Origin of the sequence: Microbacterium sp. MMO-20 (assembly GCF_037147735.1) — a bacterium.
In the GTDB taxonomy this organism is placed as follows: Bacteria; Actinomycetota; Actinomycetes; order Actinomycetales; family Microbacteriaceae; genus Microbacterium.
Genome location: NZ_JBBCUU010000010.1, coordinates 1 through 23,120, shown reverse-complemented (window position 1 = coordinate 23,120; position 23,120 = coordinate 1). Strand labels below are relative to the sequence as shown.

Here is a 23,120-nt window from a genome sequence, read left to right as displayed (position 1 = left end):
ATGGCGACGCTCACGGCGACCCAGCTGACCGGCGCGGATCCGCGACCGGTGCAGATCACCCTGAACGGGACGACCGCGGGTCAGGCGTACGAGGTGCGCGGGACGACGGCGGACGGTTCGTCGTGGGCGGTGCCGGGTGGGAAGGGCGTGTCTGCGGGGTCGCAGATCCTCCTCATCGACAACCGGTCCGCGCTGAACGCGGTCGTCACGTACACGGCGATCGTCGACGGGTCAACGATCGCGGCGGCGCCGGTGACGATCGCGGGCCCGCTCGCGGTGCTGCAGACGATCGACGGCCTCACCGTCGTCGCGGTGGAGATCAAGGGCCTCACCGAGCCACGGTCGTTCCCGACCCGCTCGAGCGCGTTCGAGATCGCGGGGCGCCGGGACCCGGCATCCCGCCTCGACATCCCTGGGTCGCCGACCTACGGGTGGGAGCTCGAGACGCAGGGCGTCGACTCGGCGACGATGGAGGCGATCCTCGCCTCGGGGGTGCCGATCGTCCGGCGCACAGTCACCGGCATGCGCGATCTGAAGCCCGTCGTGATCGGCCTCGTGACGTCGTGGAGCGACGAGCTCTCCTCGAGCGGGTTCGACACGTGGCGGACGTGGAAGCTGCAGGTGCGTGAGCTCGCGGACCCGCAGCCGTCGACGCCGCTGATCGCTTTCACGTGGGACGACTTCGACGCGGCGATGGCCGACCGGGTCTGGTCGTGGCACAGCCTGTTCCCGAACCTCACCGGGTGGGCGGCCACGAACGGCACTCTCTCGCTGCAGACGTCGGGCGGGTACTCGACGCCGAACTACGCGCGCGCGTTGGCGACCGCGGCATCCACTGCTGTCGACATCCTTGAGTCCGCGTACGCGGCCGCGGCCGCGTCGCTCGGCGGCGCAATCGCACCGGGTGACGTCATCACCCACACGTGCCGACTGAAGGGCACAGCGGGGCGCACAGCGTCCGCCGCGATCAAGTGGTCCGGCGGCACCGTCTCTCTCGGCACGCCCATCACTCTGACCGGGGCGTGGCAGATGGCACCGATCACCGCGACCGCCCCGGCTGGGACGACGGGTCTCGCGATGGGTGCCCGCATGGCGGCGAGCGGCGTCGCGGTCGGGAACCTGCTCGAGTACTCGGCGCCGACGATCAGCCGTGGCGCCACCGTCCCACAGGGGACGTTCGACGAGCTGTTCTCGACGTGGGACCAATTCGACGCGGCCGACTGGTCGCTTCTCTGAACCGATCGGGGGTGCCAGATGCGTGCTGGTGCCCCCGCGGAGGTCCTCGCAGGTGCATGCCTGTGGCGGCCGCGGGTCACGTCGTGGCTCGGCGGCCGGCTCCTCGCCGCGCAGGTCCCCATCCTCGGCGGGAAGGTTACTGCGAAGACCACCGACGACGTGCTCGAGCAGCTCACCCTCACCGTCGCGCGCATGTCCGCGCCGGAGGCCGGCGGCGATGTGGTCGACTGGCGGCCGACGTCGACCGACGCACCACTCGCACGATTCGGGCAGACCCTCGACGTGTCGATCATCCTCACCTCCGTGATCACGGGGCAGGTGTGGGAGACCCGGATCGGCCGGTACCAGATCAAGGACTGGGACGACGACGACGCCGGCCTCATCACCGTGAAGGGCGAGTCGCTCATCGCCCGCCCCCGCGACGACAAGCTCCGCACTCTCTCGTCCCCGTCTGGCACGTTCATGTCGGAAGTGCGCCGCCTACTCCCGCCCGGGATGGGCGTCAGCTTCGACACCAGGCTCGTCGATCGCACCGTCCCACAGTCGATGTCGTGGTCGACCGACCGGTGGAAGAACCTCACCGAGATCGCGGCCGCGTGGCCGGCGCTGATCCGCGTCGATGAGTGGGGACAGCTCGTCTTCCGCGCACCGCTCCCTGCCGTGCCGGTCCCCGTCCTCACGCTCCGCGACGGGGAAAGCGGCACACTCATCTCAGCACCTCGTGCCGACTCCCGCGCCGACGCGTACAACCTCGTCATCGCGACGAGCTCGTCGACGGATGCCGCGGACGTGCAGGGCATCGCCGCGGTCACGGCCGGGCCCATGAGCATCAACGGCCCGTATGGCGCTGTCGTGAAGGAGTGGTCCTCACCGCTCCTCGAGACGCAGTCGCAAGCGAACGCCTCGGCCGCGACGATGCTCGCGAACTCCATCCGCCCCGCACAGTCGGTGCCGGTGACGATCGCACCCGACCCGCGCATACAGCTCGACGATGCGGTCGCCGTTCTCCGCGGTGAGGACGCGCCGATGTGGGGGTGGGTCACTGGGTACGAGATGCCTCTCACAGCGAAGGACGGCGCCATGCGCATCGACGTCGGGACCCCCTCGTGAGCGACGACTTCGACCTCGACTACGTCGGCATGCTCGCCCGTGCCGTGCCGCAGGGGCCCGACCAGGGCGACGACACAGCAGTGTTCGCGACCGGCGTCGTCCGCGACATCGACACAGTGAAGCGGCGCGCCCGCGTCGCGCTCCGGGGCGGCGAGACGTGGCTGCCAGCCATCGCCGCCCGCTACAAGATCGGCGCCCCGGTAAGGGTGCTCCTCGACCCCACCGCAGGACGTCCCATTCTCGTTGCCGGTCCCGTCGACGTGCGGCCGCCCGCGCTCCTCGGGCAGGTGATCTCCGGTCCCACCGGCGGCTACCTCACGGTGCTCGTCGAGGGCACCCAGTACACGCTCCCCGCACCTATGGGCGCATACACGGTGGGCGCTTCGGCCTGGGCGATGACCGACGACTGGGGCGCCCCGTTCATCGTCATCGGCCCCTCTTCAGAAATCGCGCCCGGCGCGATCCTGCCACCACCACCTGCGGGCGGCTCAGTCGTCAACGCGACCGCGACCATCGGCCCGCAAAGCACCGGCACCTACCGCAGCAGCTTCGGCTCCTGGGACACATGGGGCAACGATATCCACGGCGGAGTCGCGGACATCTACCAGGGAGAGGGATACGGGTCGGGGCCCCTCATCGGGCTCGCCTGCTACGGCGACCAGGTCGTCAACCTCGGTGCCGTCGGCATCCAGAAGATGACGCTCACCGCAGTCCGCAACGGATCAGGCTCCGGCGGGGCTCTGACGGTGCAGGGCGCCCCGCACGGATCCCGCCCCGCCGGCGCACCGAGCTCAAGCGGATCCACCGCAACAGCTCCCGCCGTCGGCGCCGGGACCGCCACAGCCGTAGATCTCCCCTCGGACGTCTGCGAAGCATTCCGCACCGGGAGCACGAAGGGCCTCACCGCTGTGGGCGCCGCCTACGCCGGATTCGGCGGTACCACCGTACCCGGCAGCTTCGTCCTCTCCATCCAGTACACCCGCAACGCCTAGGAGGCGCCCGTGGCCGTCGACGCCAAGAAGCACACATCGCCCGCGCCGGGTGAAACCCCGTCTCGCGCGCAGCTCGCGGCGATGATCCTCTCCACCAATGACGCAATTCCCGTCGCGAACGCCACTGAGCGCGCCCAGGTCGTGAGCGCGCTCAACGCGGCCAGCGTCGGCCCGACCGCGACACGCCCCGTCCTGTTCATGCGCGGTGACGCACCGGGGCTGCACCGCCTCGAGTACACGTACGACGGGACCGCGTTCGTAACCGCCTCCGGCACCATGACCTTCCCCGACCTGACCACAGCGAACTCGTGGGCGGCATCGAACTCTGCGCTCCTCAGCCAGAACGACATCGCCCTGATCGGCGGCATCGAACACACCTACACCGGCACCACCTGGCGCCCGACACGTACCTTCGGTCTCGCCGTCCGCAACGCGACGGCCCTCACCATCGCGACAGGCACCTACGCGCGATACGACGCGAACACGTACTGGGTCACCAATACCGGCGACGGCGCCGCGCAAGGCGTCACCTACAACAACGGATGGGTGATCTCCACCCCGGGCTGGTACGACGTCGCCTTCCACTTCATCACCAACCAGACCTTCATCGCCGGCATCCAAGTGAACGCTGCATCCGTCGCCTCGTTCACCGATCTCATGGCACCCGCCACCCCGAACCTCGTCTCAGGTGTCGCAGCAGCCGCCGGCATCGGCCGCATCAAGCTCGCCGCCAACGACGTCGTGCAGCTGTGGGCGCTCGCCGTCAGCGGCGCAGCGAACATCGCCGCATCGACCAAGGGTCAGCGATTCTCGATCAGCCTTGTGGAAACATCATGACCCCCGACGAGCTCCGCGCCGGATTCAGCGCGGCCTACCCGGGCGCGAACTGGGATAAGGATTGCGCCGGCGCTGCATATCTCGCCTGCCGGCTGTCGGGAACGGTGCACCGCGCGTACCCGTCTGCAACCGCGGCGCGGCTCGCATCGGTGATCGTGTCCGGTGAGTCCCGCGACGCCCCTCCGGGTGCGTTTCACTTCTGGTCATACCTCGCCAGCATCGGTGGCGTGTATCAGGACTGGGGTCACGTCGCCACCGAAATGTACGGCGGTGGCCGGGCAATGATGACGAACCCCGAACGTGACGAGTGGGACTGGGGCATCTGCCTCGGGATCACTGACGTCGCCTCCTGGACCGCACGGCGCCAGGGGATCGTCACCTACCTGGGGTGGTCGCTCACCTACGGGGAGAACACCGCCAACATCACACCCGCCGCGACCGCCGGTTCGGGCGCGCGACCGTTCGAGACACCACTGCCCGAGGGAGGCAACATGTTCATCATCCACAACGCATCGAACCCCGACCAGAAAGTCCTCGTCACGGTCGATGCGGGCCAGATCCGTGCACGCTACCTCGAGGACCCCTACGAGCGAGCCGTGTTCCTCGGCGCGGTCCCCGCGCTCCCGGTCACAGCGTGTGACGACCCCACGTTCGAAGGGTTCCTCAAGCGCGTCGGCTACCAGTACGGCGCACCGATCCCTGGCCTCGACGTCAACGCGACGGTGAAGGTCGACGCCGCGGCGATCGCCAAGCAGCTCGTCGCGGCCGGCGTCGGACGCGACGTCGTCAACGCGCTGACCGAGCAGCTCGGAAAGAAGTGATCCCCGTAGGCCTCGCCACCACTGACGCCCCACAATGGCTCGTCGACTTCCTCGACGGCATCAGCCTGTGGGACGCGCTGCTGTGGCTCGGCCTGATCGTCGCGGCGGCCGTGTTCGTCTACAAGAAGGGATGGCGCTCCGTCGTCGCGATCGCCCGCGGCATCATCAACGCCGCCGAGATCCTCGCATCCGTGCAAGGCCTCCCCGCCTACATCGAACGCGCCGACCAACGCGCCGCGGCCGCCGACGAACGCCACGGCCGACTCGAAGGCAAAGTCGACGCGATCTACCACGAGACCCACAACAACGACGGATCCTCCATCAAGGACGCCACCGACCGCATCGAGATCGGCGTCAAAGGCCTCTACGACCGAGTCGACACCGTCGAACGGAAGATCGCAGCCCTCAGCGACGCGGACGACCAGATCCGCGCCGAACTGGAAGACACCCGCAACCCCAGCAAGGAGACCCCGTGAGCACCCCCACCAGCCCCACCCCCAACGTCGTCATCGAGAACCCCCGCGCTCGCCGCATCGCTCGCACGGTGCTCGACGTCGTCGGCCTGGTCCTCGGAACCGTCATCGTCGTGGACGCGACATCCGGCGCTTTCGACCTCACGCCAATCACCGCCCCCGCCCTTGTCGGATGGGCCTACCTCCGGGCCGGCTTCGGCCTCGGCGTCGACAACCCGAACACGCCCAAGCTCTGACCCACCCCTGCCGCGAGAAGCGCCCCAGCGAGCCCACACGGGCCGCTGGGGCGCTTTTCGTCGTGCCCGGGCGCTACGATCCCGTCATGCGCACCACAGCACCCGTAGCCGTCTTGCTCGTGACCCTCGTCCTCGCCGGGTGCTCGTCGACGACTGGAGCGGTCTCGCCGGCGACGCAGGCGCCGACGGCCGCGGCAACACCGACCGAGACCCAGCCCGCACCGCAGCCAACGGAAGAGCCGTCGACCGTGTCGCTCGAGTCTGTCGCGTCGACCGCTGGGATCGCCGACTTCGCGCGGTCGACGTCAGCGGCACCTGCCGCGATCGCGTGGGGGCAGGGCACTCTCGACGGCAGCGTCGTGAAGATCTACGAGTTCGCCGACGATGCGGGCTACACAGCGTTCGTCGCAAGCGTCGCCGGGTTCGGCATCACCGAGGATCAGCTGCTCCACGTCGGGAACTTCGCGGTCGCGCCGAACGACGCCGCCCAGCTTGAGCAGCTGCGTGCCGCCCTCGTGGGCGCCGCGGGGTGATTGAGTGGCCGGTACCAGGATCGAACTGGTGACCTTCTCCGTGTAAAGGAGCTGCGCTACCGCTGCGCCAACCGGCCACCAGTGATCTTACGCGGCCCGCCGGCCCGATCGTGTCGGGATCTCGCGCGGCTCGAGCGTGAGGATGCCTGCCCGCTTGAGGCGCTCGCTGACGCCCGTGTAGATCTGCGTCGATGAGAGTTGCTCATGCATCATCAGCTCCTGGACGACCCGGATATCGACACCACCGTCGACGAGGTCAGTCCCGAAGCTGTGGCGGAGCGAATGCGGTGTGAGGCGCGGATCGGTAATCCCCGCGCGGCGGATCGCGTCGCCGACGAGGTCGGTGACCGCGTGCCCCGAGATATGCCCGTCGCGGCCGCCGCGCGCGGGGAACCAGTAGCCATCGCGGGGCATCGTGAGCGCGAGCTCGGCGATCACCGGGTGCAGAGGCAACACCGCCGCCTTGCTCCCCTTACCGACCGTCGCAAACGTGCCGGCCTCGAGGTCGATGTCGCGGCCGTGGACGCGGGCGATCATCGACACCCGGAACCCCTGGTAGTAACCGAGGAGGATCATCGCTCTGGTCCGTCGGTACGCACCACTAGTGAGCATCGCGTCAACCTGCGCACGAGTGAATGGGCGCGGGATCGCTCGCGGCACCTTCACTGTAGCGAGGCGTTCGGCCGGGTTGTCCTCGCGGTATCCCTCACGAACCGCGAACCGGTAGAACGCGATCGCCACCGCACGGCTCACCCGCCGCGTCCCCGCAGAGACGTCCTCGCGGCCTTGGAAGCGGCGGAGATCTCGCGGCGTCGCGTCGATGAGCGAACCGACCTCGGCTCGCAGCGAGTCGAGGATGCTGCGGTAGGTACGGATCGTGGCGGGGCTGAGACTGCGGCCGCGCTGTTCGTCGGCGAAGTCCTCGAGCGCATCGTCATCGATGGTGCGGGGGCGGGTCGGGCGCGGCGCGGGAGTGAATTGGGGGCACATAGTGTGAAGGTGTCTCCTGGGGGATGCGGAATGGCGCGACCTCCTTGCCGCGCCCAGGCGATATCCATGCGGCACCGATGCGCGCTCCGCCCCGCCGCAGGCCGTGAATTACAAGGTTCGACCGGATCGTTATCGAACGGCGCCGATGGCCGCAAGCGGGCGCGGCACGACGTCTTCGCGGTGCGGACGGCCGAACTCCGCGTGGGTGATGTTGCCCTTAACCTCCCGTGTTTGCACCGTGGATGTCGTCGGTTCGATCCCGGCAGGGCCCACCTCTCACCTGAGCGCCCGGACGTGCGCCGACCCTGCATCGATATGACTAGGCTGATGCACGGTGCGTTGTCGACGCTGCACAAAACCGCGCGCATCCGAAGCCCCATCCCTGGCACGATCTGCCAGATGACGAAAGGTCTCCCGTGACTGTCAACGATCAGGATCCGTACTCGCAGGGCCCGCAGGACAGCGACCCCGAAGAGACCAGCGAATGGGCGGAGTCGCTCGAGCAGCTCGTGGAGGCCAAGGGTGCCGGCCGTGGCCGCGAGATCATGCTGAGCCTCCTCCACAAGTCTCACGAGCTGCAGCTCAACGTGCCGCAGGTACCCGTCACGGACTACATCAACACGATCGCGCCGGAGAACGAGCCCGAGTTCCCCGGCGACGAAGAGCTCGAGCGTCGGTATCGCCGCTGGATCCGTTGGAACGCGGCCGTCACGGTGCACCGCGCACAGCGCCCCGGCATCGGCGTCGGCGGCCACATCTCCACGTACGCCTCGTCGGCGTCGCTCTACGAGGTCGGGTTCAACCACTTCTTCCGGGGCCTCGACGACCCGAACGGCGGCGACCAGATCTTCATCCAGGGGCACGCCTCCCCCGGCATCTACGCGCGCTCCTTCCTCGAGGGGCGGCTGTCCGAGGACCAGCTCGACGGCTTCCGCCAGGAGAAGTCCAAGGCTCCCCTCGGCATCCCCTCGTACCCGCACCCGCGCCTGATGCCGGACTACTGGCAGTTCCCCACGGTCTCGATGGGCCTCGGCCCGATCAACGCCATCTACCAGGCGATGACCAACAAGTACCTCACCAACCGCGGCATCAAGGACCTGTCCAACTCGCACGTGTGGGCGTTCCTCGGCGACGGCGAGATGGACGAGGTCGAGTCGCGCGGCCAGCTGCAGGTGGCGGCCAACGAGGGCCTGGACAACCTGACGTTCGTCGTCAACGCCAACCTGCAGCGCCTGGACGGACCCGTGCGCGGCAACGGCAAGATCATCCAGGAGCTCGAAGCCTTCTTCCGCGGCGCGGGCTGGAACGTCATCAAGGTCGTCTGGGGCCGCGGCTGGGACGAGCTGCTGCAGGTGGACACCGACGGCGCACTCGTGCGCCTCATGAACACGACTCCCGACGGCGACTTCCAGACGTACCGCGCCGAGGACGGCAAGTTCATCCGCGACCACTTCTTCGGACGTGACGAGCGCACGGCTGCCATGGTCAAGAACTGGTCCGATGAAGACATCTGGGGCAAGCTGCGCCGCGGCGGCCTGGACTACCAGAAGCTCTACGCGGCCTACAAGGCGGCGACCGAGCACAAGGGCCAGCCGACGGTCATCCTCGCCAAGACCATCAAGGGCTACGGACTCGGGCACCACTTCGAGGGCCGCAACGCGACCCACCAGATGAAGAAGATGACGCTCGACGACCTGAAGCACTTCCGCGACTCGATGCGCATCCCGATCACCGACGCGCAGCTCGAGGAGAACCCGTACCAGCCGCCGTACTACAACCCGGGACTCGAGGACGAGACCATCCAGTACATGGTCGAGAAGCGCCGTGCGCTCGGCGGCTTCCTGCCCGAGCGTCGGTCGCACCACGTGCCGATCACGCTCCCCGACGACAGCGCGTACGCACTGCCGAAGAAGGGTTCGGGCACGCAGGAGATCGCGACGACGATGGCGTTCGTGCGCCTGCTCAAGGACCTGCTGCGCTCGAAGGACTTCGGCAACCGCATCGTTCCGATCATCCCCGACGAGGCGCGCACGTTCGGCCTCGACGCCTTCTTCCCGACGGCGAAGATCTACAACCCGAACGGCCAGAACTACACCTCCGTCGACCGCGAACTGCTCCTCGCCTACAAGGAGAGCCCGCAGGGTCAGATCATGCACGTCGGCATCAACGAGGCCGGCGCACTGGCCGCGTTCACGGGCACGGGAACCGCCTACTCGACGCACGGCGAGCCGCTCATCCCGGTGTACATCTTCTACTCGATGTTCGGCTTCCAGCGCACGGGCGATGCCCAGTGGGCGGCGGGCGACCAGATGGCGCGCGGCTTCATCATGGGCGCGACCGCGGGTCGCACGACCCTCACCGGTGAGGGCCTGCAGCACGCCGACGGACATTCGCACCTGCTGGCATCCACCAACCCGGCGACGGTGTCGTACGACCCGGCCTATGGCTACGAGATCGCGCACATCGTGCGCTCGGGCCTCGACCGCATGTATGGCGGCAACCACCCCGACCCCAACGTCATGTACTACATCACGCTCTACAACGAGCCGATCGTGCAGCCGGCGGAGCCGGAGGGTGTGGATGCCGAGGGCATCATCCGCGGCATCCATCGCATCTCCGAAGGCACCCTCAACGAGGGCCAGAGCGAGGGTCATCGCGTCCAGCTTCTGGGCTCGGGTGTCGGTGTGCCGTGGGTGCTCGAGGCACAGCAGCTGCTGCGCGACGACTGGGGCATCGCCGCCGACGTCTGGTCCGTCACGAGTTGGACCGAGCTTCGTCGCGACGGTCTCGCCGTCGACGAGCACAACTTCCTGCACCCGACCGATGAACCGCGGACGGCGTACCTCACGGAGAAGCTGCGGGGTGCTGACGGACCGGTCATCGCAGTGAGCGACTACATGCGCGCCGTGCAGGATCAGATCCGCGAGTGGGTGCCGAACCGCTTCGTGAGCCTGGGCGCCGACGGCTTCGGGTTCTCGGACACGCGCGCCGCCGCACGTCGGTTCTTCAAGATCGACGGCCCGTCGATCGTCGTGCGCGCCCTGCAGGCTCTTGCCGAGGAGGGGCTCGTCGATCGGGCGCTCTCGGCGCAGGCCATCGAGAAGTACCGCCTGCACGACGTGACCGCCGGAACGACGGGCAATGCCGGCGGCGAGAGCTGACCGACTCGATGCCCGCTCGCCCCACTGCCCAGGAGAAGGCGGAGACCCTCGCGTGGCTGCGGCGGATCTCCGGCGACCTGGCGACGGCGACGATCAAACGTCTCGAGGAGTCCCTGCCGTGGTACGCCGACATGCCTCCGGCACGGCGTTCCGCGGTGGGGCTCGTCGCGCAGGCGGGGATCGCCTCGTTCATCCAGTGGTACGACGACCCCGGTTCGACGCCGTGGATCGCGGCGGATATCTTCGCTGCGGCTCCGCGTGAGCTGCTGCGCAGCGTCAGCCTGACGCAGACCCTGCAGCTGATCCGTGTGACGGTCGCCGTCACGGAGGAGCGCGTGGCAGGCCGCGCCGAGGATCTGCGCGAGAGCATCCTGCTCTTCTCGCGCGAGGTCGCCTTCGCCTCGGCCGATGTGTACGCTCGCGCCGCCGAGGCGCGGGGGCTGTGGGATGCCCGGCTCGAAGCGCTCGTCGTCGACTCCATCCTCACGGGAGAGGCAGACGAAGAGCTGCCGAGCCGCATCGCGGCGCTGGGCTGGCACGGCCACGGCGAGGTCGCGGTGCTCGTCGGCACCACTCCCGCCCAGGTGGACGTCGATCAGCTGCGCCGCATCGCCCGCAAACTCGGTGTCGACGTGCTCATCGGCGTGCAGGGTTCGCGTCTCGTCCTCGTCATCGGGCGCGCCGAGACCCCCGTCGGCGACGACCCGCACGGCGAGCTCGCCTTCACCGAGATCGCCAAACGACTGGAGCCCGGCTTCGGCGCCGGTCACCTCGTCCTCGGGCCCACCGTTCCCGCGCTCGTCGACGCCGGGCAGAGTGCCCGCGCGGCTCTCGCCGGCTTCGCGGTTGCGGGAGCCTGGCGTGGCGCGCCGCGCCCCGTCGAGGCCGACGACTTGCTGCCCGAGCGCGCGCTGGCGGGCGACAGCGCGGCGAAGGCGACGCTCGTCGAGCGCATCTACCGGCCCCTTCAGGCGCACTCGTCCGACCTCGTGACGACCCTCTGGAGCTACCTCGACAACGGACGCTCACTCGAGGCCACCGCGCGCGAGCTGTTCGTGCACCCCAACACGGTGCGGTATCGACTCAAGCGCGTGTCGGACGTCATCGGCTGGGATGCCACAGGCCCCCGCGAAGCGCTCATCCTGCAGACGGCCCTCATCATCGGCTCGATCGGCACCGAAGTGACGCGGCGCCGCGCGGTGCGTCGGCCCGGCTGACCTCCCTCGCCGGGCATCTTGTGGGGCGCGCACAAGGCATCCGGCGTTTCTTGTGACAAGACCCCCAGCACGCGCGCCCAGATCTTGGCAGGATAGAGCAGTGATCATCACCGTCTTCCCCGGTCAGGGCTCGCAGACGCCTGGATTCCTCGCGCCGTGGCTCGAGCTCGACGGAGCGCGCGAGCGCCTGGAGCAGTTCTCGTCGGACGCGGGCGTCGACCTCGTCGCAGCGGGCACCGAGTGGGATGCCGACCGCATCCGCGACACGCAGGTCGCCCAGCCGCTCATCGTGGCGGCGAGCCTCCTGTCCTACGCCGCGCTGACGGATGCCGCGCACACGACTCCCGGCGGCGTCGCCGGACACTCGGTCGGCGAGGTGGCGGCGCTCGTCGCCGCGGGTGTTCTCACCCCCGCCGACGGCATGCGCCTCGTCGGCATCCGCGGCCGCGCCATGGCGCAGGCCGCCGCGGCGGAGCAGACCGGCATGAGCGCCGTCATCGGCGGCGACCGCGACGCCGTGCTCGCGCGTCTCGCGGAGCTCGACCTCACGCCCGCGAACCACAATGGCGGAGGTCAGATCGTCGCCGCCGGTGCCCTCGCCTCGCTCGCCGCACTCGCGGAGTCTCCCGTCGCCGGCACCCGCGTCATTCCGTTGCAGGTCGCCGGAGCCTTCCACACCCGCTACATGGCCCCCGCCGTCGAGACGCTGCGCGCCGCCGTCGCCGATGTCGCAGCGTCCGACCCCCGCGTCACCCTGTGGACCAATCGCGACGGCACGACCGTCGACACAGGAGACGCCGCCGTCGAGCTGCTCGTGAACCAGGTCGCCTCGCCGGTGCGGTGGGATCTCTGCATGGAGTCGTTCGTCGACCACGACGTGACGGGGATCATCGAGCTCTCGCCGGCCGGAACGCTCGTCGGTCTCGCCAAGCGCTCCCTGCGCGGGGTGCCGAGCGTCGCGGTGAAGACCCCCGACGACCTGGCGGCCGCGGCCGCCCTGCTGACAGGAGAAGACGCGTGAGCATCACCCTCACCCAGCCCACGGGACCGGCGCACACTCGCATCTACGCCTACGGCGCAGCGCGCGGCGAGAACGCCGTGCCCAACGACGACCTCGTCGGCCCCATCGACTCGAGCGACGAGTGGATCAGGCAGCGCACGGGCATCGTCACCCGCACGCGCGCAAACGCGGAGACGACGGCGATCGAGCTGTCGGCGGATGCCGCGGCGGAGGCGATCTCGCGCTCGGGCGTCGACCCCGCGCAGATCGACGCCGTCATCGTCGCAACGATCTCGAACCCGAAGCAGACGCCGTCGGTCTCGGCGATCGTCGCCGACCGCGTCGGCGCCAACCCGGCCGCCGCCTACGACGTCAACGCGGCGTGTGCCGGGTTCGCGTACGCCGTCGCGCAGGCCGACGCCCTCATCCGCGGCGGCGCCGCACACTACGCCCTCGTCATCGGCGCCGAGAAGCTCAGCGACGTCGTCGACCCCACCGATCGCTCGATCTCCTTCCTCCTCGGCGACGGCGCCGGTGCCGTGGTCATCGGCCCGAGCGATTTCCCGGGTATCGGCCCCACGGTGTGGGGTTCGGACGGGTCCAAGTCGGATGCCGTCGGCATGAACCACACGCTCGTGGAGTTCCGCGACGGCGTCGCGCCCTGGCCGACGCTCCGACAGGAGGGTCCGACGGTCTTCCGTTGGGCGGTGTGGGAGATGGTGAAGGTCGCGCGACAGGCCCTCGAGGCCGCCGGGGTCGAAGCATCCGACCTCGCCGCGTTCGTACCGCACCAGGCGAACATGCGCATCATCGATGAGTTCGCGAAGCAGCTGAAGCTGCCCGACACCGTCGTCATCGGGCGCGACATCGAGACGACCGGCAACACGTCTGCGGCATCCATTCCGCTCGCGACGCACCGCCTGCTCGAGGAGCACCCGGAGCTCAGCGGCGGACTCGCCCTGCAGATCGGGTTCGGCGCGGGCCTCGTCTTCGGCGCCCAGGTCGTCGTCCTCCCCTGAGGCGTCGAGCCTCCCACCTAGACTGATCCCGACCCGGACGGGCGCGCCCCGGCCGAGATAACCACGAGAAAACAAGGAGAATCCCATGGCATTCAGCAACGACGAGGTCCTCGCCGGGCTTGCCGAGCTCATCACCGACGAGACCGGCATTTCGGCCGACGAGGTCGCGCTCGAGAAGTCGTTCACCGACGACCTGGACATCGACTCCATCTCGATGATGACGATCGTCGTCAACGCCGAGGAGAAGTTCGGCGTCACGATCCCCGACGAAGAGGTCAAGAACCTCAAGACCGTCGGTGACGCCGTCACCTTCATCACCTCGAACCAGGCCTGACCCGGCCTCACCGACCCGCACACCCCGGTGGGGGCATCGCCCCCACCGGAGCACTCCGCTTCAGCCTGAGGACACCATGAGCAATCCCCGAATCGTCGTCACCGGCATCGGCGCGTCGAGCCCCATCGGCGGAACGGCGCCCGACAGCTGGTCTGCGCTGCTGGGCGGCGCCTCCGGCGCCCGCACTCTCGAGTACGACTGGGTCGAGCAATACAACCTGCCGGTCACCTTCGCGGCGCAGGCCGCGGTGCGCCCCGACACCGTGCTCGAACGCCCCGTCGCCAAGCGACTGGACCCGTCTTCGCAGTTCGCGCTCGTCGCGGCAATGGAGGCGTGGGCCGACGCGGGGAGCCCCGACGTCGAGCCCGAGCGGCTCGGCGTGGACTTCGCCACCGGGATCGGCGGCCTCTGGACGCTGCTGGATGCCTGGGACACCCTGCGCGAGAAGGGACCTCGTCGTGTGCTCCCGATGACGGTACCGATGCTCATGCCGAACGCGGCAGCGGGGAACCTCTCGCTCCACTTCGGTGCACGCGCCTACGCGCGCACCGTTGCCAGCGCGTGCGCCTCCAGCACCGAGGCGCTCGTGAACGCGGTCGAGCATCTGCGCGACGGCCTCGCCGACGTCGTCATCGCGGGCGGGACGGAGTCGGTCATCCACCCGGTCACCATCGCGTCGTTCTCGTCGATGCAGGCGCTCTCCAAGCGCAACGACTCCCCCGAGACGGCCTCGCGGCCCGCCAGCATCGACCGTGACGGCTTCGTCATGGGCGAGGGCGCCGGTGTGCTCATTCTCGAGACCGAGGAGCACGCCAAGGCGCGCGGCGCGAAGATCTACGGCGTCGTCGCCGGCGGCGGCGTCACGGCGGACTCCTACCACATCACGGCGAACGACCCCGAGGGCGCCGGAGCGGCGCGGGCCGTGCGCCTCGCGCTCGACATGGCCGGCGCTTCCGCGGACGACGTCACCCATATCAACGCGCACGCGACGTCGACGCCGGTCGGCGACCCGAACGAGTACGTGGCGCTCAAGAGCGTCTTCGGCGACCGTATCGACGAGATTCCGGTGTCGGCGACGAAGGCGTCCACGGGTCACCTCCTCGGTGGCACGGGCGCCCTCGAGGCGATCTTCACGGTCCTCGCCCTCCGCGACCGTGTCGCTCCGCCGACGATCAACATCACCGAGCAGGACCCGGCGGTGCCGTTCCGCCTGTCCGGCGAGCCGACGCCGCTCGGCGCGGGCGACCAGCTCGCGATCAGCAACTCCTTCGGATTCGGCGGCCACAACGCCGTCGTGGCTTTCGCCTCAGTGTGACCCTTCCACCGCGCGGAAGCGGCCCCCGTGATCGCAGGATCTCGGGGGCCGCTTCCGTGTCAGGCGGGGATGCGCGATCTCGGTCTCCGGGAAGCCGTCCGAAGCCGGTACGGGCGCCTCGACCCGCCCGAAGTCGGGTGAGAGGGATGTCGGGCTCTCACCCCACCTTGTGCAGCCACACGACGGGTGCGTCGTCGCTCGCGTGCCGGAACGGTTCGAGTTCCTCATCCCACGCGGCACCCAACGCCACCTGAAGTTCGCGCTGCAGCTCGAAGACATCTCCCGCGGCGATCTCCATCGCGTAGCGCACGCGATCCTCGCCGATGACGACATTGCCCGCCGTGTCGGTCTGGGCGAAGTGGATGCCGAGGTCGGGCGTGTGCATCCATCGTCCACCATCGCTACGCGGCGTCGGATCTTCACTCACTTCGAAACGCAGGTGCTCCCAGCCGCGGATCGCCGTCGCGAGGGCAGCGCCCGTTCCGACAGGCCCCTCCCAGTAGAACTCCGCGCGGCGACTCCCCGCCAGCACGGGCTGATCGGCCCAGTCGAAATTCACCGCGCGGCCGAGGGCGCGGCCGACGGCCCACTCGAGGTGGGGGCACAGCGCTCGCGGCGCGGAGTGGATCATGATCACTCCGCGCGCCAGTGTGGTCGCCACAGACGCCATCGGTTTCTCCATTTCTTCAGGTACGTCTTCCCCTACGACCTGATGGTGAAACTTCGGCGAGATATGCGGTTATGCGCCCATTATGACCGATGCCGCCCCGGAATGACAACACTGTGATTCTGTCCGCTGCGCTCACAGTTCGAGCACGAGTCGCGGGCAGGCGGCGCGCGAGACGCAGACGAACATCGTGTCGTTGCGCTGCCGCTGCGCAGGTGTGAGGATCGCATCGCGATGATCGACCACACCCTCCAGCACCGGCGTCTCGCACGTGCCGCAGGTGCCCTCGGTGCAGCTGGAGAGGACGAGGGCTCCCGCCTCCTCCGCGACCTGCAGGATCGAACGATCCGGCGGCACCTCGACCGTCACACCGGTCAAGGCGAGCTCGATCTCGAAGGGCCCGGACCACACCGGCGCCGACAGCGGCTCGGCTTGGAAACGCTCGAGGTGCACGGCGACGTCGCGCGCGTCCGCGTCCGCCTGGAGGGCATCGAGCAGCCGTGACGGCCCGCAGGCCACGATGTCGGCGTTCGCCTGGGCCGCGCGGGAGACGACGCTCGCGATGTCGAGCCGCTCGTCCTGTTCGCTGATGTGGACCGCGAGACGGTCGCCGTGCGCTTGTCTCAGCTCGTCGATGAAAGGCATCCGCCGTTCGTGCCCGCAATAGTGCAGTTCGTACTCACGCCCGACCGCGGCCGCGGCGGCCGCTAACGGCACGATCGGCGTGATCCCGATGCCGCCGGCGACGAACACGAGCGGCGGGGCGGCGCCCTCGCCGTCGCCGGGAGGCAGCGCGAAGTGATTGCGGGGACCTGCGGCGCGCACCGTGGACCCCGGACGCAGCCGATCGGCGATCCACCGCGACCCGCCCCGCCCGGAGGCCTCCCTCAGCACGCCGATGCGCCACGTGTCGGCGGCGGGGTCGCCTGCCAGCGAGTACTGCCGCACGAGACCGGTCGGCAGGATCACGTCGATGTGCGCGCCGGGCTCCCACGCCGGAAGCGCCCCGCCGGAACGGTCCGCGAGCTCCAGTTCGACGACGTCCGCAGCGGCAGCGCGCACCGTCACGACCTCGAGGTCCAGTTCCCCCTGGGGTGCGCTCATGCGTTGGACTCCTTCACGACGATCAGGCGGTAGGGGCGGGCCGTGGCCGAGCGCCAGCGGTGACCTGTGCCACCCGGCGTGTACGCGGAATCGCGCGGTCCGAGCGCGTGCACGACGCCATCCAGTTCGAGTTCGATGGCGCCGTCGACGACGTGCAGGAACTCGTCCTCCGCATGCGTCACGACCTCGCCCCACGTCGCGTCCTCGCCCGTGTACTCGATGGGCAGGAACGGCCGCCGGGCGCCGTCGACGAGAGCACGGCCCACACCGCTTCCGAACCCGCCGACGACGCCATCGTCGGCGCGCACGATGCTCACCGCCGCTGCCTGCGCGTCTGCGTGCTCGTCGGCGAGCAACTCGACGACGCTCGTGGCCAGGGCCGCCGCGATCTTGTCGAGCGACGCCATCGACGGGCGCGCCAGACCGCGTTCGAGCTGGCTGAGGAACGGATGCGACAGCCCGGACAGCGCCGCCAGCTGGACGAGAGTGAGGCCGCGCTGAGCGCGCAGGGCGCGCACGCGTGGGCCGAGTACGCCGACACCGGCGGGGGACTCGATCGGCACGGTGCACCTCCTCCTCTCGTGATGGCACTGCTCGAGTGCGTCTGTCGGGCGACGCAAAAGTGCCATGCCCGCCCGTCTGGGCGCAACCTCCGCCGGCCGTGATTAACAGAGAGACACGATCGCGTCATTCGTTCGAAACACGGCCCCCGTACGGTCGCCGATGTTGAGGTTATCAACATTCGACGCGTCAGCACACCCGACCGGACGCGACACCACCGAGGAGTACCGTGCATCTTCCCCGCCCCCTGCGCGTTCTGCGCAACGCCGGCCTGCCCGGCGGCGACCGCGCCGACATCGTGCTGTCGGGCGAGGTCGTGGAGCGGATCTGTGCGGCAGGTACGGCGGAGGCACCGGGCGACGCGGCCGATCTCGACCTCACCGGATACGTTCTGATGACCGCCGCGGCTGACCCGCACGCGCACCTCGACAAGTCCCGCACGTGGGACCGAATCTCTCCGGCGTTCGGCGACCTGCCCTCCGCGGTCGCGCAGTACGCCGCCTACGCCGACGCGGAGACGCGCGACTCGATCGCCGAGCGCGCTCGGACGACGGCACTGGACATGCTGGCACACGGGGTGACCGCCGTGCGGTCGCATGCGAACTTCCTCTCTGGAGACGACCCCCTGCGCGGAGTCGACGCCCTGCTCCAGGTGCGCGAGGAGCTGCGCGGTCTCATGGACATCCAGCTGTGCACGCTCGGTGACGACACCATGAGCGACGCGCTCCACGAAGAGGCGATCGCTCGCGGCGTCGATCTCATCGGCGGTGCCCCGCACCTCGCCGACGATCCCTCCGCTGAGCTCGACCGCCTGCTGACGCTCGCGGAGCGCCTCGGATGCGGCGTCGACATGCACACCGACGAGTCTCTCGACGGGCCCCTCACGATCCTGCAGCTGGCCGAGCGCACCGCGCGGTGGACGCACGCTGCGGCATCCGCCGGTCATTGCTCGCGGCTGGGAACTCTTGCCGAACACGAGCTCGCGCCGGTCGTGGACGCGGTCCTCGCGGCCGACCTGGGCATCATCACACTGCCGATGACCAATCTGTACCTGCAGGGATGGGATACGCCGGTCTCGACGCCGCGCGGCATCACCGCGGTGCGCGCGCTGCTCGATGCCGGCGTGCGGCTGGGTGCCGGGGCCGACAACGTGCGCGACCCGTTCAACCCGCTCGGCCGATGTGACCCCCTCGAGACGGTCGCGCTGCTCGTCGCCGCCGCGCACGTCACGATCGACGAGGCCGTGGCGCTCGTCTCCGACGGCGCGCGCGCCGTCATGCGCCTGGCCCCGGCCGGAGCCGTCGCCGGCGCACGCGCCGAGTTCGTCGCCGTCAAGGGGACGAGCGTGTCCGACGTCGCGGCGACCGCCGATCCCAACCGACACGTCATCCACCGTGGACGACTCGTGTCCTCCACCGCGGCCACCGTGACCACCGCCTCCTGGTCACGGATCAACGAAAGGCAGGTGTCCGCGTGACGGAGACCCTCCTCGACTTCCGAGATGTCGAGATGACCTTCCCCGACGGGACCGTGGCGCTGAGCGGCGTCGATCTCTCGGTCGACCGTGGCGAGTTCGTCACCGTCGTCGGCCCGTCGGGCTGCGGCAAGTCCACCCTGCTGCGCATCGCGTCGGGGCTGGAGACGGCCAGCCACGGCAGCGCCGAGGTGCACACGTCGCGCATCGGCTACGTGTTCCAGGACGCGACGCTGCTGCCGTGGCGAGACGTCCAGGCCAACGTCGAGCTGCTCGCCGAGCTGAACTGGCAGACCAAGGCGGTGCGGTCGAAGAAGGCGGCCGAGACGATCGATCTGGTCGGGTTGACCGGGTTCGAGAAGCACCTGCCCCGACAGCTGTCCGGCGGCATGCGGATGCGCACCTCGCTGGCCCGATCGCTGACGCTCGACCCGGAGCTGTTCCTCTTCGACGAGCCGTTCGGCGCCCTCGACGAGATCACGCGGGAACACCTCAACGACGAGCTGCTGCGACTGTTCGTCGCGACGCGCTTCGCGGGGCTGTTCATCACGCACTCGGTCTCCGAAGCGGTCTACCTCTCCACGAAGGTCGTCGTCATGTCGGGGCGCCCGGGACACATCGTGGACACGTTCGAGGTGCCGTTCGACATGCCGCGCGACCCCGAGGTGCGCTACACCGGCGCATTCGCCGAACTGGTCGGCCAGGTCTCACACGCGCTCAGAGAGGGGCACCGCTGATGTCCGACACCGACAGCCTCACACCCCTGCCGGACCCGGTCGCCGACCCGCGTGAGATCGCCGAGGAGCAGGCGACGGTGCCACGTCGCAGAAAGCCGGTGTGGACCAAACCCGGATACTGGGTCCCGCCCGTTCTGCTGCTCGGGCTCATCATCGGCATTCTGTACCTCGTCAACGCGCTGCTCGGAACCCGCGGCTACCTCATGCCGCAGCCGCACGTCATCTTCGCCGTGTACACCGACCCGAAGACGGGGCCGGAGATCTTCGCCGCTCTGTGGAACACGGCACAGGTCGCCCTGGTCGGCCTCATCATCGCGATCATCATCGGTGTCGTGTGGGCGATCGCGATGAACCTCGCGAAATGGGTGGAGCGCACCACGTTCCCCTACGCCGTCATCCTGCAGTCGATCCCCATCCTCGCCGTCGTCCCCCTCATCGGCTTCTGGTTCGGCTACGACTTCATCGCCCGGACGATCGTGTGCGTGCTGATCGCACTATTCCCGATCGTGTCCAACACGCTGTTCGGCCTGCAGTCGGTGGATCGCGGAGCACGCGAGCTCTTCCAGCTCCAGAAGGCGACCCGGTGGATCGTCCTGCGCAAGCTCGAGCTGCCGACGGCGTTGCCCGCCATGTTCGCCGGAATGCGGATCTCGGCCGGGCTGTCGATCGTCGGCGCGATCGTCGGCGACTTCTTCTTCCAACGCGGCACGCCCGGCATCGGAGCCCTCATCGCGAAGTACCAGTCGCGCCTGCAGAGCCCCGAGTTGTTCGCCTCGATCCTCGTCGCGTCGCTGTTCGGCGTCGTCATCTTCCTGTTCTTCGGCTGGCTCGCCCGGCGAGCCGTCGGCAAGTGGTACGACTTCGGCTGATCCGCCGATCTCGTCCGTCATCGCACCAGCCCGCACCATCTACACATCACTAGGAGAACCATGCGATTTGCACGCAAGAGCGGATACGCCGCAGCCGGCCTCGTCGTCGTGAGCGCGCTGGCGCTCGCCGGCTGCGCGTCCTCGTCGCCCGAGCCCGCGGCATCCACTCCGTCCGGCGACCTCGAGATCGGCGCGGTCGACCTCGCGGCCGCCGGCTGCCCCGCGGACATCAGGATCCAGACCGACTGGAACCCCGAGTCCGAGCACGGACACCTGTACCAGCTCGTCGGCGCCGGCTACACGGTCGACTCCGATGAGAAGTCCGTGACCGGTCCGCTCATGGCATCCGGCGAGTACACGGGCGTCGACGTCACCATCCTGTCCGGCGGTCCCGCGACCGGCTTCACGCAGCCGAACGCGCAGATGTACAACGACCCGTCGATCTTCCTCGCCTACGTCGGCACCGACGAGGCGATCGCCCACTCGGGCGATCTTCCCACCGTCGGGGTGTTCGCGCCGCTGCAGAAGGACCCGCAGATGCTCATGTGGGACCCGGAGACCTACCCGAACGTCACCGGGATCGCCGACCTCGGCGCCGAGGGGGTCACGATCCGCGTCTTCCCCGGAGGCACGTACATCGATGCCTTCGTCGGCCAGGGCATCCTGTCCGCAGATCAGATCGACTCGACGTACGACGGCACGCCGGCCGTGTTCGTGTCCGAGGGGGGCGCGATCGCGCAGCAGGGCTTCGCCTCCGCTGAGCCCTACATCTACGAGAACGAGGTCTCGCAGTGGGGGAAGCCGGTGGCCTACCAGCTGATCAACGACGCCGGCTACCCGAAGTACGCGGCCGTCATGAGCGTCATCCCGGAGAACATCGACGCGTACAGCGAATGCCTCACCGCGCTCGTGCCGGTGCTGCAGCAGGCCACCGTCGACTTCTACGCCGACCCGCAGTCGACGATCGACCTGATTCTCGAGCTCGTCGACGCCTATGACACCGGCTGGGTGTACAGCCAGGGCGTGGCGGAGTTCTCCGTGGACACCATGCTGAAGGACGGCATCGCGGGCAACGACGAGGACGGCACGATGGGCACGGTCGCCGCGACCCGCATGACCGACCTGTTCGACCTGGTCACTCCGATCTACACCGAGCAGGGTCTGCCGGTGAAGGACGGCGTCACGGTGGACGACATCTGGACCGACCAGTTCCTCGACCCGTCCATCACCTTCTGATCCCCGCCGCACGCTGAAAGATCCGAGGTCCCTCCGATGACGACATCTCCCACCCGCCTGCACGGCATCAAGGCCATCGTCACCGGAGGGATCGGCGGGATCGGGGCGGCAATCGTACGCCGCCTCGTCGACGAGGGGGCCGAGGTGACGATCCTCGACCTCCTCGCCGACAGCGCCGACGCACGAGCCGCCGCGCTGGGCGCGCACTTTCTGCCGCTGGATCTGTCCGACCCCGCTCAGACCCGCGATGTCGTCGCCCAGGCTGTCTCGCTACGCGATGGAGTGGATGTGCTGGTCAACTGCGCGGGTGTGTTCCGACTCGTACCGCTGCTGGACATCGACGCCGCCGAGTGGGACCGCGTCATGGACATCAACGCACGCGGGACGCTCACGGCCATGCAGGCGGTCGCGCCGGCCATGATGACGCAGGGGCAGGGCCGCATCGTGAACATCGCGAGCATGGCAGCCAAGGCGGGCGGCGCGATGGAGGCGCACTACGCGGCATCCAAGTCGGCGGTCATCGCGCTCACGCGGGCCGCCGCGATCGAATGGGGGCCGTACGGCGTGACGGTCAATGCGATCTGCCCCGGCTATGTGCTCACCGAGATGGGCGCGGGCACCCGCACCGACGAGCAGGTCGCGCAGTGGACTGCCAAGTCTCCCCTCGGCAGGCTCGGGCGGCCGGAAGACGTCGCCGGCCTGGTCGCCTATCTCGCCACCGACGGCGCCTACGTCACGGGGCAGGCGCTGAACGTGACCGGCGGAATGGTCATGCATTAGCCCCTTCCGCCCCCACCAGCTTCTCTGAGAGGAAACCCGACCATGTCACACGAGGTCGCAGACCAGGCCGCGATCGATGCGCTGGCCGCCGAGTTGCGCGAACTGCTCGGACCGGATGCCGTCAGCGACGAGCCTGCCGCGCTGGACCGGGCATCCGTCGACGGCTCGCACCTGTCCCCCGTCATCGCCGAGCAGCTCCCGCTGGGGCGCGCCCAGCTCGTCGCGTACCCCGCGACGGCCGAGGAGATCGCTGCGACCGTCGGCGCCGCCGTGCGACACGGCGTGCCGATCACCCCGCGCGGCAAGGGCGGTCAAGTCCCGTGGCGTGGTGTCATTCCGTTGTTCCCTGTGGGTGGGTGGTGGTCAGGCGGTGAGGTAGAGCTCGGGGCGGGCGGGTTCTGTGTGTTCGTGCAGGGTG

Annotated in this window: 23 protein-coding genes, 1 tRNA gene and 1 pseudogene; 20 read left to right on the top strand and 5 right to left on the bottom strand. The window is 69.2% G+C overall.

The window, feature by feature from the left end; all coding sequences use genetic code 11:
- The 8 genes from WFI52_RS12355 (at position 1) to WFI52_RS12320 (ending at position 6,238) form a co-directional block, all read left to right on the top strand.
- On the top strand, positions 1-1,236 hold the full coding sequence (locus tag WFI52_RS12355) for a hypothetical protein (protein WP_336627374.1): 1,236 nt from the start codon (positions 1-3) through the stop codon (positions 1,234-1,236).
- Positions 1,237-1,254: 18 nt separating this feature from the next.
- The gene (locus WFI52_RS12350; protein WP_336627375.1) at positions 1,255-2,346 is read left to right on the top strand and encodes a hypothetical protein; all 1,092 of its coding nucleotides are present in this window, start codon (positions 1,255-1,257) and stop codon (positions 2,344-2,346) included.
- Positions 2,343-3,338, top strand: a complete 996-nt coding sequence (locus tag WFI52_RS12345; protein WP_336627376.1) for a hypothetical protein — start codon at positions 2,343-2,345, stop codon at positions 3,336-3,338. The genes WFI52_RS12350 and WFI52_RS12345 overlap by 4 nt, the downstream gene beginning before the upstream one ends.
- Before the next feature lie 9 nt (positions 3,339-3,347).
- Complete coding sequence (locus WFI52_RS12340) at positions 3,348-4,175, top strand: hypothetical protein (protein WP_336627377.1); 828 nt, start codon at positions 3,348-3,350, stop codon at positions 4,173-4,175.
- Positions 4,172-4,996: a hypothetical protein gene (locus WFI52_RS12335; protein WP_336627378.1), complete on the top strand. Its 825-nt coding sequence runs from the start codon at positions 4,172-4,174 to the stop codon at positions 4,994-4,996. Before WFI52_RS12340 ends, WFI52_RS12335 begins: the two co-directional genes overlap by 4 nt.
- Positions 4,993-5,472 (top strand): hypothetical protein, encoded by a 480-nt coding sequence (locus tag WFI52_RS12330; protein WP_336627379.1) that lies wholly within the window; start codon positions 4,993-4,995, stop codon positions 5,470-5,472. The genes WFI52_RS12335 and WFI52_RS12330 overlap by 4 nt, the downstream gene beginning before the upstream one ends.
- Positions 5,469-5,705 (top strand): hypothetical protein, encoded by a 237-nt coding sequence (locus WFI52_RS12325; protein ID WP_336627380.1) that lies wholly within the window; start codon positions 5,469-5,471, stop codon positions 5,703-5,705. The genes WFI52_RS12330 and WFI52_RS12325 overlap by 4 nt, the downstream gene beginning before the upstream one ends.
- Before the next feature lie 86 nt (positions 5,706-5,791).
- Positions 5,792-6,238: a hypothetical protein gene (locus WFI52_RS12320; protein ID WP_336627381.1), complete on the top strand. Its 447-nt coding sequence runs from the start codon at positions 5,792-5,794 to the stop codon at positions 6,236-6,238.
- Positions 6,239-6,243: 5 nt separating this feature from the next.
- On the opposite strand, the gene WFI52_RS12315 is transcribed toward WFI52_RS12320, so the two are convergent.
- A tRNA-Val gene (locus WFI52_RS12315) sits at positions 6,244-6,315 on the bottom strand.
- Between the two features lie 10 nt (positions 6,316-6,325).
- Positions 6,326-7,228 (bottom strand): tyrosine-type recombinase/integrase, encoded by a 903-nt coding sequence (locus WFI52_RS12310; protein ID WP_336627382.1) that lies wholly within the window; start codon positions 7,226-7,228, stop codon positions 6,326-6,328.
- Positions 7,229-7,644: 416 nt separating this feature from the next.
- Here WFI52_RS12310 and aceE point away from each other — a divergent pair, with 416 nt between their 5' ends.
- The 6 genes from aceE (at position 7,645) to WFI52_RS12280 (ending at position 15,274) form a co-directional block, all read left to right on the top strand.
- Positions 7,645-10,389 (top strand): pyruvate dehydrogenase (acetyl-transferring), homodimeric type, encoded by a 2,745-nt coding sequence (gene aceE / locus WFI52_RS12305; RefSeq protein WP_336627383.1) that lies wholly within the window; start codon positions 7,645-7,647, stop codon positions 10,387-10,389.
- Positions 10,390-10,397: 8 nt separating this feature from the next.
- Positions 10,398-11,606 carry a PucR family transcriptional regulator gene (locus WFI52_RS12300; RefSeq protein WP_336627384.1) on the top strand — a complete coding sequence of 403 codons (1,209 nt, stop codon included), beginning with the start codon at positions 10,398-10,400 and terminating at the stop codon, positions 11,604-11,606.
- 100 nt (positions 11,607-11,706) lie between these two features.
- Complete coding sequence (locus tag WFI52_RS12295) at positions 11,707-12,627, top strand: ACP S-malonyltransferase (protein ID WP_336627385.1); 921 nt, start codon at positions 11,707-11,709, stop codon at positions 12,625-12,627.
- Positions 12,624-13,625, top strand: coding sequence for a beta-ketoacyl-ACP synthase III (locus WFI52_RS12290; protein WP_336627386.1), 1,002 nt, complete (start codon positions 12,624-12,626; stop codon positions 13,623-13,625). Before WFI52_RS12295 ends, WFI52_RS12290 begins: the two co-directional genes overlap by 4 nt.
- A gap of 85 nt (positions 13,626-13,710) precedes the next feature.
- On the top strand, positions 13,711-13,959 hold the full coding sequence (locus WFI52_RS12285) for an acyl carrier protein (protein ID WP_121058750.1): 249 nt from the start codon (positions 13,711-13,713) through the stop codon (positions 13,957-13,959).
- Positions 13,960-14,035: 76 nt separating this feature from the next.
- A complete protein-coding gene (locus WFI52_RS12280) occupies positions 14,036-15,274 on the top strand; it encodes a beta-ketoacyl-[acyl-carrier-protein] synthase family protein (protein ID WP_336627387.1) in 1,239 nt (412 codons plus the stop codon).
- Positions 15,275-15,431: 157 nt separating this feature from the next.
- Here the strand turns inward: WFI52_RS12280 and WFI52_RS12275 are convergent, their stop codons facing one another.
- The 3 genes from WFI52_RS12275 to WFI52_RS12265 form a co-directional block, all read right to left on the bottom strand.
- Entirely contained in the window at positions 15,432-15,944 is a 513-nt protein-coding gene (locus WFI52_RS12275; RefSeq protein ID WP_336627388.1) for a DUF3145 domain-containing protein, read from the bottom strand.
- Positions 15,945-16,076: 132 nt separating this feature from the next.
- Entirely contained in the window at positions 16,077-17,045 is a 969-nt protein-coding gene (locus tag WFI52_RS12270) for a PDR/VanB family oxidoreductase (RefSeq protein WP_336627389.1), read from the bottom strand.
- Positions 17,042-17,608: a helix-turn-helix domain-containing protein gene (locus WFI52_RS12265; RefSeq protein ID WP_336627390.1), complete on the bottom strand. Its 567-nt coding sequence runs from the start codon at positions 17,606-17,608 to the stop codon at positions 17,042-17,044. Before WFI52_RS12265 ends, WFI52_RS12270 begins: the two co-directional genes overlap by 4 nt.
- Before the next feature lie 227 nt (positions 17,609-17,835).
- Between WFI52_RS12265 and WFI52_RS12260 the strand changes: the two genes are divergently transcribed.
- From WFI52_RS12260 to WFI52_RS12235, 6 genes and pseudogenes are all read left to right on the top strand, one after another.
- Positions 17,836-19,083 (top strand): amidohydrolase family protein, encoded by a 1,248-nt coding sequence (locus WFI52_RS12260; protein WP_336627391.1) that lies wholly within the window; start codon positions 17,836-17,838, stop codon positions 19,081-19,083.
- On the top strand, positions 19,080-19,817 hold the full coding sequence (locus WFI52_RS12255) for an ABC transporter ATP-binding protein (protein ID WP_336627392.1): 738 nt from the start codon (positions 19,080-19,082) through the stop codon (positions 19,815-19,817). Before WFI52_RS12260 ends, WFI52_RS12255 begins: the two co-directional genes overlap by 4 nt.
- Complete coding sequence (locus WFI52_RS12250) at positions 19,817-20,686, top strand: ABC transporter permease (protein WP_336627393.1); 870 nt, start codon at positions 19,817-19,819, stop codon at positions 20,684-20,686. The genes WFI52_RS12255 and WFI52_RS12250 overlap by 1 nt, the downstream gene beginning before the upstream one ends.
- A gap of 60 nt (positions 20,687-20,746) precedes the next feature.
- Entirely contained in the window at positions 20,747-21,922 is a 1,176-nt protein-coding gene (locus WFI52_RS12245; protein ID WP_336627394.1) for an ABC transporter substrate-binding protein, read from the top strand.
- Between the two features lie 36 nt (positions 21,923-21,958).
- On the top strand, positions 21,959-22,702 hold the full coding sequence (locus WFI52_RS12240) for an SDR family NAD(P)-dependent oxidoreductase (RefSeq protein WP_336627395.1): 744 nt from the start codon (positions 21,959-21,961) through the stop codon (positions 22,700-22,702).
- A gap of 42 nt (positions 22,703-22,744) precedes the next feature.
- Positions 22,745-23,120, top strand: a pseudogene (locus WFI52_RS12235) (hypothetical protein); the annotation flags it as partial.